General features: G+C 41.6%; 13 protein-coding genes. 12 read left to right on the plus strand and 1 reads right to left on the minus strand.

The window, feature by feature from the left end; translation table 11 throughout:
* Window positions 1–14 precede the first annotated feature (14 nt).
* A complete protein-coding gene (locus Q7657_RS15045) occupies window positions 15–380 on the plus strand; it encodes a DUF4870 family protein (protein ID WP_107165103.1) in 366 nt (121 codons plus the stop codon).
* 99 nt (window positions 381–479) lie between these two features.
* On the opposite strand, the gene Q7657_RS15050 is transcribed toward Q7657_RS15045, so the two are convergent.
* Entirely contained in the window at window positions 480–983 is a 504-nt protein-coding gene (locus tag Q7657_RS15050; protein WP_107165104.1) for a MarR family winged helix-turn-helix transcriptional regulator, read from the minus strand.
* Window positions 984–1,260: 277 nt separating this feature from the next.
* Here Q7657_RS15050 and Q7657_RS15055 point away from each other — a divergent pair, with 277 nt between their 5' ends.
* The 11 genes from Q7657_RS15055 to Q7657_RS15105 all read left to right on the plus strand — a co-directional run bounded on the left by Q7657_RS15055 (window position 1,261) and on the right by Q7657_RS15105 (window position 15,140).
* Entirely contained in the window at window positions 1,261–2,517 is a 1,257-nt protein-coding gene (locus Q7657_RS15055; protein WP_107165105.1) for an imelysin family protein, read from the plus strand.
* A gap of 84 nt (window positions 2,518–2,601) precedes the next feature.
* A complete protein-coding gene (locus Q7657_RS15060; protein WP_107165106.1) occupies window positions 2,602–4,032 on the plus strand; it encodes a di-heme oxidoreductase family protein in 1,431 nt (476 codons plus the stop codon).
* A gap of 16 nt (window positions 4,033–4,048) precedes the next feature.
* Window positions 4,049–5,143 (plus strand): imelysin family protein, encoded by a 1,095-nt coding sequence (locus tag Q7657_RS15065; protein WP_258178208.1) that lies wholly within the window; start codon window positions 4,049–4,051, stop codon window positions 5,141–5,143.
* The gene (locus Q7657_RS15070; protein ID WP_498827361.1) at window positions 5,124–6,242 is read left to right on the plus strand and encodes a DUF1513 domain-containing protein; all 1,119 of its coding nucleotides are present in this window, start codon (window positions 5,124–5,126) and stop codon (window positions 6,240–6,242) included. Before Q7657_RS15065 ends, Q7657_RS15070 begins: the two co-directional genes overlap by 20 nt.
* A gap of 238 nt (window positions 6,243–6,480) precedes the next feature.
* A complete protein-coding gene (locus Q7657_RS15075; protein ID WP_053988249.1) occupies window positions 6,481–8,220 on the plus strand; it encodes a L,D-transpeptidase family protein in 1,740 nt (579 codons plus the stop codon).
* A gap of 170 nt (window positions 8,221–8,390) precedes the next feature.
* On the plus strand, window positions 8,391–8,939 hold the full coding sequence (gene mepK / locus Q7657_RS15080) for a peptidoglycan L,D-endopeptidase MepK (RefSeq protein ID WP_181319787.1): 549 nt from the start codon (window positions 8,391–8,393) through the stop codon (window positions 8,937–8,939).
* Window positions 8,940–9,026: 87 nt separating this feature from the next.
* Complete coding sequence (locus tag Q7657_RS15085) at window positions 9,027–9,680, plus strand: MBL fold metallo-hydrolase (protein ID WP_053988247.1); 654 nt, start codon at window positions 9,027–9,029, stop codon at window positions 9,678–9,680.
* Window positions 9,681–10,037: 357 nt separating this feature from the next.
* A complete protein-coding gene (gene uhpT, locus Q7657_RS15090; protein ID WP_053988246.1) occupies window positions 10,038–11,432 on the plus strand; it encodes a hexose-6-phosphate:phosphate antiporter UhpT in 1,395 nt (464 codons plus the stop codon).
* Window positions 11,433–11,646: 214 nt separating this feature from the next.
* A complete protein-coding gene (uhpA, locus tag Q7657_RS15095; RefSeq protein WP_053988245.1) occupies window positions 11,647–12,255 on the plus strand; it encodes a response regulator transcription factor UhpA in 609 nt (202 codons plus the stop codon).
* Window positions 12,255–13,850, plus strand: coding sequence for a signal transduction histidine-protein kinase/phosphatase UhpB (gene uhpB / locus Q7657_RS15100; protein ID WP_107165108.1), 1,596 nt, complete (start codon window positions 12,255–12,257; stop codon window positions 13,848–13,850). The genes uhpA and uhpB overlap by 1 nt, the downstream gene beginning before the upstream one ends.
* 3 nt (window positions 13,851–13,853) lie before the next feature.
* Complete coding sequence (locus tag Q7657_RS15105; RefSeq protein ID WP_107165210.1) at window positions 13,854–15,140, plus strand: MFS transporter; 1,287 nt, start codon at window positions 13,854–13,856, stop codon at window positions 15,138–15,140.
* The last annotated feature ends 10 nt before the right edge of the window (window positions 15,141–15,150 follow it).

Raw genomic sequence — 15,150 nt, forward strand, 5'->3', positions numbered from 1 at the left:
ATTAGGAGTATGGCATGTCAGAGATGCAACAAGAAGTAGTGGTTAATCCAACCATGACAGCAAAAGATGAAGCAGCAAAAACTAATGCGCTGATTGCGTATGGTTTGATGATCCTTGGTTTGTTTACAGGTCTTTTTTGGATTATTGGTGCAATTTGGGCAATGGTGAAAAAGGGTGATGCGCAAGGTACTATCTTTGCCTGTCACTATAGCAATATCACTACAACGTTTTGGTGGGGTTTAGGCTTATCCATTCTTGGTGCGTTGTTAGCTTTTGTCTTTGTCGGTTATTTATTGCTTCTTGCAGTATGGATTTGGTCTATCTTCCGCGTGGTGAAAGGCTTAGCGAAACTGACGTCAAATAAAGGCTATAACGGCTAATTGCTGTTTTGCTTTCAATAGCTAAATAAAACAAAAAACCGATCATTCGATCGGTTTTTTATTATCTTCAATTATTCATGTCTTAAATAAGCCTTGCGCTTATTCTTCGATCTCGCTGTTTACTTTTTCTTGTTTAGTGATGCTGCCAACTTCAAGCAGTGGTGCAACATCTAAATGTTCGGCGTTCATCATGGTTGAGATACGCTGAACAGAAGAAAGCAGTAGCGATTGTTCCCAATCTTCCAGCTCTTGGTATTGGGAAATAAAACTGTCTTGCAACGGTAGCGGTGCTTTGTCTAACAGGGCATTGCCTTCTTCTGTTAGATGCGTGTGCACTTTACGCTTATCTAGCTGGCTACGTTTACGAACCACTAAGCCACGTTTTTCTAGTCGATCTAAAATGGTAGTCGCTGTTGCTTGGCTCATGTTGGTGTTATTAGAAAGCTGACGAATAGTCACTTCTTCGCCTGATGCTTTAATGGCACGCATCAACACTAATTGTGGCCCCGTTAAACCTGCGTTTTTATTCAGTTTGCGTGAATGCAGATCGATAGCGCGAATAATTTGTCGAAGAGCAATCAGAACTTCTTCGTGCTTGTCCATGTAAATCTCCAATGTTACAGCGGCAATAACTCGGGGGTGCAATATGTCTAGCTATATACGATATAGCAAGGATTATACGTGAATTATTAATAGTTAAGTGCGATATCTTACAGACTTGACTAATTTTTTAACACTCAATGCAAATTGTTATCATTAATTGAATCAAAATTGTTTCAAAATGTTATTGTTCTGATACACTATCGAAATAATAACCATTATCACTTAGATTTTTATTCTTAGGTTATGTTAAGTGATGCTTTACAAGGAAGATGATTTAATGACTAAAACATTTACTCGCTCACTCGTTGCTGTCGCTCTATTTTCTTTACCTGCTGTTGCTCAAGCAGCTACTACCAAACAAGATGTTGTGACTCACTATGCCGATCTTGCTCATAGTGTGTATAGCGATGCATTAACAACAGCACAAACGCTAGATAAGGCGATTGCGGCATTGGTTGCTAACCCTTCTGAACAAACACTTTCAGCAGCCCGTGAAGCGTGGAAAGCTTCTCGCGTTCCATATCAACAATCTGAAGTATTCCGTTTTGGTAACGGTATTGTGGATGATTGGGAAGGGCAATTAAACGCATGGCCGTTAGATGAAGGCTTGATTGATTACGTGGCGAAAGATTATCAACATGAGCTTGGGAATGAGGGCGCAAACGCAAACATTATTTCTCACAAGAAGATCAACGTGGGTAATAAGGAAATTGATGTTGCGAAAATTACGCCTGAGTTAATTGCAGATCTTAACGAACTGGGTGGTTCAGAAGCGAACGTGGCATCGGGCTATCACGCCATTGAGTTCCTACTATGGGGACAAGATCTTAACGGTACTGGTAGCGGTGCTGGCGATCGTAAATTCACTGATTTTGTGAAAGGCGAGGGTTGTACTAATGGCAACTGTGATCGTCGTGCTGATTATCTAACGGCAACTTCTCAGCTATTGATTAACGATCTGCAATGGATGGAGAAACAATGGTCAGCTACTGAGGCGAAAAACTACCGTAGTGAGCTATTAGCGGAATCTGCGGATAACGGTTTACGTAAAATGCTGTTTGGTATGGGTTCATTGTCGCTAGGGGAATTGGCGGGTGAGCGTATGAAAGTGGCATTAGAAGCAAACTCTACAGAAGATGAGCACGATTGTTTTTCTGATAACACTCACAACTCTCACTACTACAACGAGCAAGGGATCTTTAACGTTTATACCGGTAGTTACACCCGTGTAAATGGTGAGGTGCTAACTGGCCCAAGTATCCACGATTTAGTGGCTGAGAAAGATAAAAAAGCAGCGGCTGAAATTAAAGCGGAATTTGTACAAGCACGTGCTCAACTTCAAACATTGGTTGATTCTGCTGAGAAAGATAACCAACACTTTGATCAGTTAATTGCTGCAGGCAATAAAGCCGGCAATGCCTTGGTGAATAAGTCGATTATGGCGTTAGTAAAACAAACGGCTGAAATTGAAAAAGCGGCAAGCATTATTGGCGTGAGCAACTTAAATCCTGATACTGCTGATCATCAGTTCTAATTACCGCTCTATGCATCGTAATCATAAGTCGCCTGCACCTTGGGCGACTTTGTTCGTATTTTAATAATAAATAAGAGTGGATGTATGAAGTTCCATTTAGCAACTGTGATCATGTCGTTAGGGTTGTTGCCGTTATGTGTGTTGGCAGAATCAAGCCCTGAAAAACCAAAATATACTAAAGAGCAATTAGCCAAAATTAAATCAGGCGGTAATACCACAACCCCTAAAACGGGCGCGAATGCTTTTTCGTTACCTGCCAGTAATCTGCCTATGTCTAAACGTTTGGATTTTAGTGTCGGTAATAGCTTTTTTCGTAATCCTTGGGTACAAGCGCCTGCCACTACTGATGCTCGTGATGGGTTAGGTCCGATTTTTAATACCAATGGTTGTCAGAACTGTCATATCAAAGATGGGCGAGGTCATCCGCCAGAAAAAGACGATATGAATTCGGTATCCATGTTGGTACGCATGAGTGTTCCTGCTTTAACGGATGAGCAAAAACAGCAATTAATTAAAAGTGGTGTGATCCCTGAACCTACTTACGGCGATCAGCTACAAGACTTTGCCTTACCCGATGCCAAACCTGAAGGAAAAATTGCGTTAACTTACACCGATGTGCCTGTCTCGTTTGCTGATGGTGAAGTTATCACGCTGCGCAAGCCTAACTTATCTATTACCGATTTGAATTATGGCCCAATGGCAGACGATGTAATGCTTTCTGCCCGTATTGCACCGCCGATGATTGGCTTAGGTTTACTTGAGCATATTCCGGAGCAAACCTTGAAGCGCTTTGTTGCTGAGCAAGCAGCTGAAAACAAAGGCGTAAGCGGCAAGTTAAACCAAGTGTGGGATGTGCGAGCTAATAAAACCGTGATTGGTCGTTTTGGTTGGAAAGCAGGGCAACCGAATTTGATGCAACAAAATGCCGCTGCCTTTAATGGTGATATTGGTTTAACCAGCGCTTTGTTTGAGCAAGAAAACTGTACTGATAAACAAACTATCTGTGCGGAATTACCCAATGGCGGCAAGCATGAAGCCTCTGAAAAAGTGCTGACGTTTGTTGAGTTTTATTCTCAGCATTTGGCAGTGCCTGCCCGTCGTAACATTAATGATCCCCAAGTAATGAAAGGTGAAAAGCTGTTTGCTGATATTGGCTGTCAGAGCTGTCATCGTACGCAAATAAAGACGGCCAAAGTGCCTGAACGTCCTGCGTTATCTGAGCAAATGATTAATCCGTATACCGATTTGCTGTTGCACGATATGGGTGAAGGTTTATCTGATAATCGTCCTGAGTTTTTAGCCAATGGGCAAGAGTGGCGAACTCCGCCATTGTGGGGATTAGGTTATACCGAGGAAGTAAACGGTCACACTAATTTCTTACATGATGGGCGCGCACGCTCAGTAATGGAAGCGGTGCTATGGCATGGCGGTGAAGCACAAACAAGCCGAGATAAAGTGCTGCAATTATCAAAATCTGACCGCCAAGCGCTATTGGCATTTTTAGATTCACTGTAAATCAGGTGTTGTAATAATGATGTATACAAAACCCTTTTTAAATTCATCTCTGTTTTGTGGTGTTGCACTGGCTGTAGTGACGTTGCTGACAGGGTGTGGTGAGGCCAATAACGATAAGTTATCAACTCAGTTTGCGAGTGTGGTTGATAATCATGTTCATCCTGAACAAACAGGATTTAATTTAGCGCCTGTGCATGAAATATCACTCAATGCCGCCAAAGGCTATGTGCTATCTAGCCATGTATTAGATAAGCAAATGGGGAAATTGTGCCAGCGTTACAGTGAGGAAAATTTACAAGCGGCACAACAAGCATGGCAGCAAAGTATGCGTAGTTGGATGAAGTTTCAAGGGCGTGAAAAAGGCAGTGAAGTGGCATTAGCACTGGGTTGGAAAGTGCAGTTTTGGCCTGATAAGAAAAACACCACAGGTAGAAAGATCAAGCAGTTGTTACAAGCGGAAACCCTACCAACCAGCCAAGGGATTGCAGATCAAAGCGTTGCGGTACAAGGATTAGGCGCGGTGGAGTGGTTTTTATTCCAAGAGCAAAAACAGTTAGCTGATCCGAAATACTGTCAGTTAGCCCATGCCATCACTGGCAATATGCTGACAACGGCGAAAGCGTTAGAAATGGCATGGGAAGAAAACCCGTGGCAAGACATTACGCCTCAACTGGCATTGGCAGAATATTTAGGGGCGCTCAATAACCAGCTTGATTACATCTTAAAAAAGCTGACTCGTCCAATGGGAAAACCGGGACAGCCTAAGCCTTATCAAGCAGAAGCTTGGCGTTCACAAACGTCGATGGTGAGTTTAAAAGCCAGTGTTGAAGCCTTGCATCAGCTATATATTGCTAATGGTAAAGGGTTGAATGCATTGCTGATTGAATCAGGCCATGAGGTGACGGCAAATCGTATTAATCAGCGTTTTGAATTGTTGTTAGAAGATTGGCCGACGCAAAACAGTATGGTAGTGATGCTGAAAACCAAACAAGGTTATCGTGATCTGATCAATGTGTTTAACGGTTTGGAATATATTCAGATTGCGCTGCATGATGATGTAGCCGCAGAGCTGGGGATTGTGATGGGGTTTAATGCAACTGATGGCGACTGATTTAACAAGACGTAAATTATTGCAGTATGCCTTGTCATCTGCTGGCACATTGCCTTTGGTGTCATTAATGGGTTGTGATGCTAATGCAAAACATGGTTTATCTTCACAATCCTATCAGCAGCCTAAGATCATTGGTTGTAGCCGTACTGCGGCAGGTAAGTATGCGGCTGTTGTTGCTGATTTATCGGGTAATCCGTTAATGCAAGTGATGTTGCCAGCAAGAGGGCATGGTATTGCGTTGCACCGTAACGGCTCGCTGGTGGCGGTGTTTTCTCGTCGTCCGGGGCAATATGTCCAAGTGTTTGATCATCAAACAGGTAAAGAGTGGGGATTACGTGCCGCTGATCCACATCGTCACTTTTATGGTCATGGTGTGTTTTCTCATGATGGTCAGTATTTGTATGCAACAGAAGGTGAATCAGCAACCAGTCGCGGCGTGATTGGTGTATACGAAGTCAAACAAGGTTTGCCAAAAGTCGCTGAATTTACCCATTTTGGTATTGGCCCTCATGAAGTGATTTGGGCTGATGATCAAACCTTAGCCATCGGTGTGGGTGGGGTTCATACCCAAGGGCGAACACCGCTAAACCTTGATTCAATGCAACCTGCGTTGGTGTATGTGGATAAAACTACGGGTGAATTGGTTGAACAAGCTGAGCTTGCTGATAAACGATTGAGTATCCGTCATTTAAGTTTGATGGATAACGGTGGCATTGCATGTGGTCAACAATACCGTGGCGAGCCTGAACATGCCGCGCCTTTGGTGGCAACCCATCAACGAGGCCAAGCTTTACAGCCGTTAATTGCAGAAGATGAAGAGTGGCTGCGGTTTAATCATTACATTGCCAGTATCGGTACATTAGATGGTTATTTGTTGGCGACATCACCAAGGGGAAACTGTTACGGTATTTGGGATCAACATACTCGTGAGCTGATTTCTCTTAAACCATTAACAGATGCCTCTGGTGTCGCGATGTTAGATCATCATTGGATTGTGGGCTCTGGTGCGGGGAAAATTGTTAGTGTTGATACCAAGCAACAAGCAAAGATAAAACAAAGTACGATTATGTGGGATAACCACTGGCAGTTATTTATTTAAACGCTTTGTCGCTGCGGCGCGGCTCTTTTAAAGATTAATCCTTGCTATAAATAATGACGCTGTTTCTTACAAATAAGAAATAGCGTTGTTTTTTGTAATGGATACCCGTTAGTTTTAGTTAATCATTCTGTTTGAGCTTCAGTCTTAAAGATCTTATTCACTTTAATCAAATAGCGTCTACATTTAATGCTCTAAATACTATTATTAGTAATAGCAGAAGCAGTGCTAGGGGGCTTCGATGACTGTTTATAAGTATTGGTATTTTACCTCTGTGTTATGTTTAGTGCCTATAAACCTTTCCGCTTCATCCGATCTGCCGACTCATTCAGAGACAGAAAGTAAACCTATTGTTATAAAAGATAAGACGATTATTACTTCTGAATTAATGAATTCACCCGATGAAGAGATCTTTGCTAATAACCAAGCTATAAATCAACAATTTCAAATAGCTAAAGGTTGGGTAAAAGATATAGCTAAGAATGTTTCTGGTATTCATTATATTGATAAGTTGGCAGAGTTATATTTAACGATCGGATATGGTCAAATATGGCAAGATCAAATTGCTATTGCTGAATTTGAAGAACAGCTTCGTTTATTATCGCTGACTAATATCTCTTCTGATTTAACACGTCGTTATCACAATTTAAAAAGATTTAAAAACAATAGTGATTGGCGAGATTACGATGTATTAGCTACTGATACATTATTCGCATATATGGGATTTATTGAAGGTATCCAACAAAAAGGAAACTTATGGTTATTTGGTGAGACACCGCCCACAATATTCCCGTTACCTTCTGATACTTTTATTGAAGAACTTTTACATAACCACGAACAACAGCGATTACGTTACTTTATTTCCCGTTTAAAACCTCACGATGATGAATATATTGAATTAGTTGCAGCGTTAGATGAATTAAATGAAATAAAAGATATGCGCTGGCCGGTATTTTTATTTAAAGGCACAATTCGCCCAGGGCAATACGTCAAAAATATGGACGGTGTTATTACTGTGTTGGAAACCTTGGGAGACATGACACCCTCTGAAGCGAGCACGATTCGTACCCAAAAGCGTAAGCGGTTATCTGGCTCGGTGGTGATTGCGCTTAAACGTTTTCAAGAGCGTCATGGTTTAAAAGCTGATGGCGTTATTGGGCCACAAACCCAGCAATGGTTAGCGTTAAGTTTGAAGCAACGTATTCGTTTGTTAGCGCTTAATGCTCAACGGTTACGATTATGGTCGGTGACACCTAAAACGGGCGTTGTAGTGAATATTCCTAGTTATTATATGAACTTATGGCTTAATGGTGAGAAAGTTCTAGGTAGTAAAGTGATTGTGGGGCGTCCGTCACGGCAAACACCGATGATGGGTTCGGATATTCAATCTGTGGTGTTTAATCCGTATTGGAACGTGCCAAATTCGATCATGAAGAAAGACATAATGCCGAAAGTGCGACGCAATCGTAGTTATTTATCGCGAAATAATTATGAGGTGATCAAAGGTTGGGGCAGTGCTCAAAAAATATCAATTAATTCGATTCCTTATCACTTATTATCACCTAATAGCTTTCCTTATCGTTTAAGACAAAAACCGGGTAAGCGAAATGCATTGGGTTTATTTAAATTTAATTTCCCTAATAGCCAAGCCATTTATTTACATGATACTTCGTCACGTTCTTTATTTAAAAAACATGAACGGGCATTAAGTTCAGGTTGTATTCGCGTCGAACAGGCGAAAAGTTTAGCGAAAGTACTATTAGAATATTCTGGTAGTACTGAACAGCGTTTTAATAATTTATCTAGAAGTAAAAAAACGCGAACAATAGTATTAGGAGATGGTAAATCTGTACCTGTTGATCTAATTTATCAGACAGCATGGGTGGATGAATTAGGATTAGTTAATTACCGCAGTGATATATATAAGTATGACCGCGATCAAGAAAAAAATAGTTCATTAATTTCTGCTTACAATTACTAATGCATATAACTACCTGAAAATAAAAAATAGTTTTTTCGATATTAAAAATATGTGATTTGTGTCTTTGACTACTTTATCAGTGATGGATATCGTGCAGAAAAAGCGTTTGGTACACGCTTTGCATTCTTACAATAAATTGCACTTTTTTATCATGAGTTGGTATGTCAGAAATTAATATTAATCGCCGTAATTTCCTTGCTCTCGGCGGAGCAGTTGTGGGCTCTTGTCTATTACCTAATATTGCTATTGCGAGTCCATTTAAAGCATCAGATCCACGTAATATGTTGATTCGTAATCTTCATACTGGTGAAGAGTTAGAAACAAAGTATTTTAATGGTAAAACCTATGTGGGTTCTGCTGTAAGAAAAATCGATCATATCTGTCGAGATTTTAGACAAAACGAAGTCGCCCGTATTGATAGACGTTTATATGATGCCATTTCGCAAATTCAGACGTATTTAGGCCATGAAGGTTACGTGCAACTTATTTCGGGATATCGTTCGCCAAAAACAAATAAGATGTTAGCAAAACGCAGTGGTGGGGTAGCGAAGAAGAGTTACCACATGACAGCGCAAGCGATCGATTTCAATTTAGAAGGTGTATCACTATCTAAAATCCGCAAAGCGGCAATGGATCTGAATATCGGTGGTGTGGGTTACTACCCGGGCAGCCAATTTGTTCACATTGATACAGGTCCTGTGCGTAACTGGCGTGGTTAATCATTGAATAACAATCGTACCTGTATTTTTAGATATAATCGTGGCATCCTTTTGGCACTTTGTTTTTGGCTAGGATGTTAGACGAGTATGAGTCTTAAGTATCAAATTGTTCCTGTTACACCGTTTCAGCAAAACTGTTCAATCATCTGGTGTGATGAAACAAACCAAGCAGCGATTGTCGATCCCGGTGGCGATGTTGAGCAATTAAAGAAAGTGGTTGAGACATTAGGCGTTAACGTGACTCAGCTTATTTTAACTCATGGTCATCTTGATCACGTTGGTGGTACTGAGCCATTAGCAGAAGCGTTAAATGTACCTGTGATTGGTCCACATAAAGATGATGTATTCTGGCTACAAGGTCTGCCTCGTCAAAGTGAAATGTTCGGTTTCCCAATGACGGAAGCGTTTGATCCGACACAATGGTTAGAAGACGGTGATGAAATTAAAGTAGGTAATCAAACCCTACAGGTATTGCATACACCGGGTCATACACCAGGTCACGTTGTACTGTTTAACGATGATGCAAAGATTGCCTTTGTTGGTGACGTATTATTTAAAGGTGGTATTGGTCGTACTGACTTCCCACGCGGTGATCATCCAACTCTGATCAACGCAATTAAAACCAAGTTATGGCCTTTAGGTAACGATGTAACTTTTGTACCGGGTCACGGTCCGTTATCAACCTTCGGTCATGAACGCGCAACGAACCCATTTGTTGCCGATGAAATGCCGCTATACTAATTTTCGTTAATTAGTTTCTTATCTCTATAAAGTGAGGTTTATAGCCTCACTTTATTCTACTTTTTGAATATCAGCTATTTGCGCTTCGTCACACTTTTTCGGTTATCTGACCAAAACTAGGAATTTTTCCTAGTTGTTCTAGGTGTGCTTCTCATGCCTTGCTAGTCGCCAGTCGATAAAATTTCTTGCCATGATCACCTATCCATTTTGATTGGTTTACTCCTATTCATCACAAGTTTTCCATAATGGTGATCCCTGCACTGTGAATGTTTATGGTAATAACGATGAGCCTTTGGCTTATTAATCATAAAAGACATCCATAGCATCGACTTTTCAGTGACTATCTGAGGATTTCACATGTTTAAACTGCTTACACAGGTAAGAAAACCGACGCTGGACTTACCTTTAGCTGAACGTAAGAAAATGTGGCTTGGTCCATTCCTACGTTCATACCTTGTAGTGTTTGTTAGCTACATGGTGATGTACTTTATTCGTAAGAACTTCAATATTGCGCAAAACGACCTGATCTCTGATTACGGTATGACAATGACGCAATTAGGTACTATCGGCCTTGGTTTCTCAATTACTTACGGTATCGGTAAAACAGCATTAAACTACTGGTGTGATGGTAAGAACTCGAAGAACATTCTGCCATTAGGTCTGTTACTTTCTGGTCTATGTATGCTGGGCTTTGGCTTGGTAATGGGTCCGTCAATGGGCTCTTTCTACATGATGATCGGCCTATACGCACTGTCAGGTTTATTCCAAAGTGTGGGTGGTTCTAACTCTTACTCAACGATCACTAAGTGGACGAGTAAAAAGAACCGCGGCACATTCCTAGGTATGTGGAATATCTCGCACAACATCGGTGGTGCAGGTGCAGCAGGTGTCGCGCTATTCGGTGCTAACTATTTCTTTGATGGCAATGTAGCCGGTATGTTTATCGTGCCATCAATCATTGCCATTGTGGTTGCGCTTATTGGTTTCACTATGGGTAACGACAGCCCTGAATCATACGGTTTAGGTACTGCTGAAGAGTTATTCGAAGAGCCGATTTCTGAAGAAGATAAAGCGGTTAACGAAAACCAAATGAGCAAGATGGAAATCTTCAAGAAATACGTACTATTTAACAAAGTTATTTGGTTATTGTGTTTTGCGAACGTATTCCTTTACGTTGTTCGTATCGGTATTGACCAGTGGTCTACTGTGTACGGTTACGAAGTGCTTGGTTTTGATAAAGAAACAGCGATTTCTGGTTTCACTATGTTTGAAACAGGCGCACTGATTGGTACTTGTCTATGGGGCTTCTTCTCTGACTTGATCAATGGTCGTCGTGGTTTAGTGGCGTGTATTGCGCTACTAGGTGTGATTGCAACGCTGGGCTTCTACCAACACGCACATACTATTTTTGCATACCAAGCATCACTATTTGCTCTTGGCTTCCTAGTGTTTGGTCCTCAGCTTCTTATTGGTGTTGCTGCGGTAGGTTTCGTACCTAAACAAGGTATTGCGGTAGCTGACGGTATTAAAGGTACATTTGCTTACCTTATCGGTGACAGTTTTGCGAAACTAGGTCTTGGTATGATTGCTGACGGTACGCCAATCTTCGGTCAAACGGGCTGGACGGGTACATTCGTTGCACTTGATACAGCAGCAATCATTTGTTGTTCTATCATGGCGGTTGTTGCAGTTCTTGAAGAACGTAAGATCTACCGTGCAAAGAAAGAAAAGAAGGCAATGCTAGCTAACTAATTGGTTCGCAATGTTTGAAAAAGCGCTTGGGTTAAAACCTAAGCGCTTTTTTTATATCTCTATTTTATCTCTCCAGCCTAATATAACCTGATGGTTTTAAATTACATGTATATATAGGAATAAAGAATAAAACTCCGGCAAAGCCCTTGCTCGCTTATTATGTAAGAGGTAGTTTATGCAGGTTTTTTCTCTATAGATATTAGGTATTCAGGCAATGATCAAAGTAGCTTTGGTTGATGATCACATTATTGTGCGCTCTGGCTTTGCTCAGCTGTTAGCGTTAGAACCTGATATGGATGTTGTTGGACAGTTTAGCTCTGCGGCAGAAGCACGAGCAGGTTTACCGGGCTTGGATGCCTCTGTGTGTATTTTAGATATTTCGATGCCCAATGAGAGTGGTTTATCTTTGCTTGAAGATCTGCCATCGGGTATTGCTTGTATCATGTTGAGCGTCCACGATTCTGCCACTGTTGTTGAAAAGGCGTTAAGTTTGGGCGCAAAAGGTTTTTTAAGTAAACGTTGTAGCCCTGATGAGTTAGTGCAAGCTGTAAGAACCGCAGCACAAGGCGGTTGTTATCTAACGCCTGATATTGCCATTAACCTAGTGTCACCAAACCAAAATAAACAAGCCCTTGGCAAATTGACTAAACGTGAACATCAAATCAGTGAGCTGTTAGCCACCGGACTTGATGTCAAAGCCGTTGCGGTGAAATTAGGCTTAAGCCATAAAACCGTACATGTCCATCGTGCCAATGCGATGGATAAACTCGGCGTTAAGAATAATGTTGAACTGGCTAAGTTCTTTAGCGGAGAAGTGATCTAGTGCGTAGCTTTGGCTTAACGTCATTGTGTATTTGGCTGTTTGTTAGCTGTAGCTGGTTCTGTTTATGGGGGATCTCGTTTTACTTCATTATGGATCCTATGCTGGCGACAGTGTTTTTTCCTTTTGCCTTGCGGTTGGGGTTAACGCTGCACAGTGTTAAAAAGTATTGGGTCGCGATATATGCCGCTGAATGGAGTGGCTTATTACTGCTGGCGGTATCTTTGCCGAATTATCATTGGCAAGCGTTAGTGATGGCGAGTGTACTTTCTATTCCCGTTACCTTATTGGCTCGTCGTTACTATAAAGGGGTACAGTGGCGCTTACTGGCAGTAATAGCGGTAAGTATTACTGTTTTAGCTGTGCTCAATACGTTAGCGTTAAGCAGTTTTCATTTCTTTGATATTTCAAACACCCGACGTTTAGGTTTTGTGTTTTTAGTCAGCATGACCAGTGGCTTAATGTTGGTGCCGAGTTGTTATCTTATTTGGAATTATCTGTTCCAAAAGTCTTGGATACCATTAACGGTCGATGTGGTTTCTCGTCCGGTGGAATTTCGTAGCCAACATTTGTTTTTCTTCTGCCTATTATTTATTGCCAATATTTTGTTACAGGTACATTTACCTGAGCAACTCAGTTTATTTGCGCCATTTTGTTTGGCGATCCCCATTATTGTGTTGGCATTTCGTTATGGTTGGGAAGGAGCGTTACTAGGCACTTTGTTAAACAGTATTGCTTTAATTGCGGCTCGCAGCGAAATTAGCTCGATTGAAATTGTCGACTTACTGTTATCACTATCAGCACAAAGCCTAACGGGGATTTTGCTGGGGATTGGTATTCAGCATCAACGTGATTTGAATACGCGACTCTCTAAACAGTTAAAGCGCAATTACTCTTTATCGCGGCAGTTAGTTACCGCAGAAGAGTCAGTTCGCCAAAATATTGCCCGCGAATTGCATGATGAAATTGGGCAGAACATTACCGCAATCCGTACCCAAGCCAGCATTTTAAAACGGCTAGAAACAACACCTGCAGGGGATCAATGTGCAGATTCTATTGAGCAGTTGTCACTGAATATCTACGACACTACGAAAGGCTTGTTATCGCAATTGCGCCCTAAAACGTTAGATGATTTAGGGTTGAAAGCGGCTATCGAGCAGGTGATCCGAGATTTAGATTTTGAATCACAAGAGATTGATGTTGCGATGTCATACCCTAAAGTCATTGATACGGTAATGACAGATATGCTGCAAATCACCCTGTTTCGTGTGGTGCAAGAAGCGCTGAATAACATTGCTAAATATGCCAATGCGTCAGAAGTGCTGATCGAATTTACTGTCGATAGCAATATCACCATGGAAATTGAAGATAACGGTATCGGTTTTAAAACCAGCGATACCTTAAAAGGTTTTGGCCTGCGAGGGATGAAAGAGCGCATTGAAGCCTTAGGAGGACAATGTGTGATCACCAGTTTTACTCAGCCTAAAATGCTTCTTAATATACCAGCAGACAGTATTCAACCATCAGGTACAACGATTCGTGTGGTATTACCGCTATTTGCGCCTAATCACGCTCAGCAACAATATAAAAGTCTCTAAATGATGAATACGGAATTTTCTCCAGAAACCGCACAACGTTATCGCTACTGGCGTATTCATATTATGGTGAGTATGTATATTGGCTATGCGGTGTTCTATTTAACTCGTAAGAACTTTAGTTATGCGATGCCTGCCATTATTACTGATTTAGGCTGGGATAAAGCCGATATCGGTTTAATGGGCACCTTGTTTTATCTCACATACGGTATCTCTAAGTTTATATCGGGCATAGTCAGTGATCGCTCCAATCCCCGTTATTTTATGGGCTTGGGCTTAATTGCGACGGGCATCATTAATATCTTATTTGGTTTATCCAGCTCGATTGTTGCACTCAGCATTTTGTGGGTGCTGAATGCTTGGTTCCAAGGGTGGGGCTGGCCTGCATGTTCTAAATTATTAACGACTTGGTATTCTCGTTCTGAGCGTGGCGGTTGGTGGTCGGTTTGGAATACGGCACATAACCTTGGTGGGGCGATGATCCCCATTATTGTGGGTTATACCGTGTTGCACTATGGCTGGCGTTATAGCTTTTTTATTCCCGGTGTTATTGCGGTAATGGTTGGTGGCTTACTGTGCTGGCGATTGCGCGATAAACCAACCTCCATGGGGTTGCCGAGCATTGGTCATTGGCGTAAAGATTATTTAGAAATCGCTCATGAAAATACTGGGAAGGGCTTATCGCAAAAGCAGATCCTGACTCGTTATGTATTAAGTAATAAATATATCTGGCTGCTTGGGCTGAGTTATATCTTGGTTTATATCGTGCGAACCGCGATTAACGATTGGGGCAATTTGTACCTAACAGAGCAATATGGGTATAGCTTGATCACGGCTAACAGTGCGTTATCGCTGTTTGAAATTGGTGGCTTTCTTGGGTCATTGGTGGCAGGTTGGGGCTCCGATAAGATCTTCTCAGGTAACCGAGGGCCGATGATCTTGTTGTTCTCAATGGGGATTTTTTTATCGGTGGCTGCACTGTGGCTGATGCCGATTGCCAGTTTTGCATTGCAAGCGGTATGTCTGTTTGCGATTGGCTTTTTTGTTTTTGGTCCACAAATGTTAATAGGCATGGCTGCAGCGGAATGCTCTCATAAAGACTCAGTAGGAGCAGCAACAGGATTTGTCGGTTTGTTTGCCTATATGGGCGCAGCGTTAGCAGGATATCCATTAGCAATCATTACCCAGCATTTCCATTGGACTGGCTTTTTCGTGGTGATTTCTGTGGCTGCGGCAGCAATTGGTTTGTTATTACTGCCATTTTTGAAAGCACAATATAACGAAACCACTTAATTGTATCGTT

Source organism: Candidatus Photobacterium acropomis (assembly GCF_030685555.1).
Classification (GTDB): Bacteria; Pseudomonadota; Gammaproteobacteria; order Enterobacterales; family Vibrionaceae; genus Photobacterium; species Photobacterium lucens.

Bases quoted from the DNA above. Each gene is read 5' to 3' on its own strand.
- Q7657_RS15045 (WP_107165103.1), top strand. From the start codon at position 15: ATGTCAGAGATGCAACAAGAAGTAGTGGTTAATCCAACCATGACAGCA.
- Q7657_RS15050 (WP_107165104.1), bottom strand. From the start codon at position 983: ATGGACAAGCACGAAGAAGTTCTGATTGCTCTTCGACAAATTATTCGC.
- Q7657_RS15055 (WP_107165105.1), top strand. From the start codon at position 1,261: ATGACTAAAACATTTACTCGCTCACTCGTTGCTGTCGCTCTATTTTCT.
- Q7657_RS15060 (WP_107165106.1), top strand. From the start codon at position 2,602: ATGAAGTTCCATTTAGCAACTGTGATCATGTCGTTAGGGTTGTTGCCG.
- Q7657_RS15065 (WP_258178208.1), top strand. From the start codon at position 4,049: ATGATGTATACAAAACCCTTTTTAAATTCATCTCTGTTTTGTGGTGTT.
- Q7657_RS15070 (WP_498827361.1), top strand. From the start codon at position 5,124: ATGCAACTGATGGCGACTGATTTAACAAGACGTAAATTATTGCAGTAT.
- Q7657_RS15075 (WP_053988249.1), top strand. From the start codon at position 6,481: ATGACTGTTTATAAGTATTGGTATTTTACCTCTGTGTTATGTTTAGTG.
- Q7657_RS15085 (WP_053988247.1), top strand. From the start codon at position 9,027: ATGAGTCTTAAGTATCAAATTGTTCCTGTTACACCGTTTCAGCAAAAC.
- uhpT (WP_053988246.1), top strand. From the start codon at position 10,038: ATGTTTAAACTGCTTACACAGGTAAGAAAACCGACGCTGGACTTACCT.
- uhpA (WP_053988245.1), top strand. From the start codon at position 11,647: ATGATCAAAGTAGCTTTGGTTGATGATCACATTATTGTGCGCTCTGGC.
- Q7657_RS15105 (WP_107165210.1), top strand. From the start codon at position 13,854: ATGAATACGGAATTTTCTCCAGAAACCGCACAACGTTATCGCTACTGG.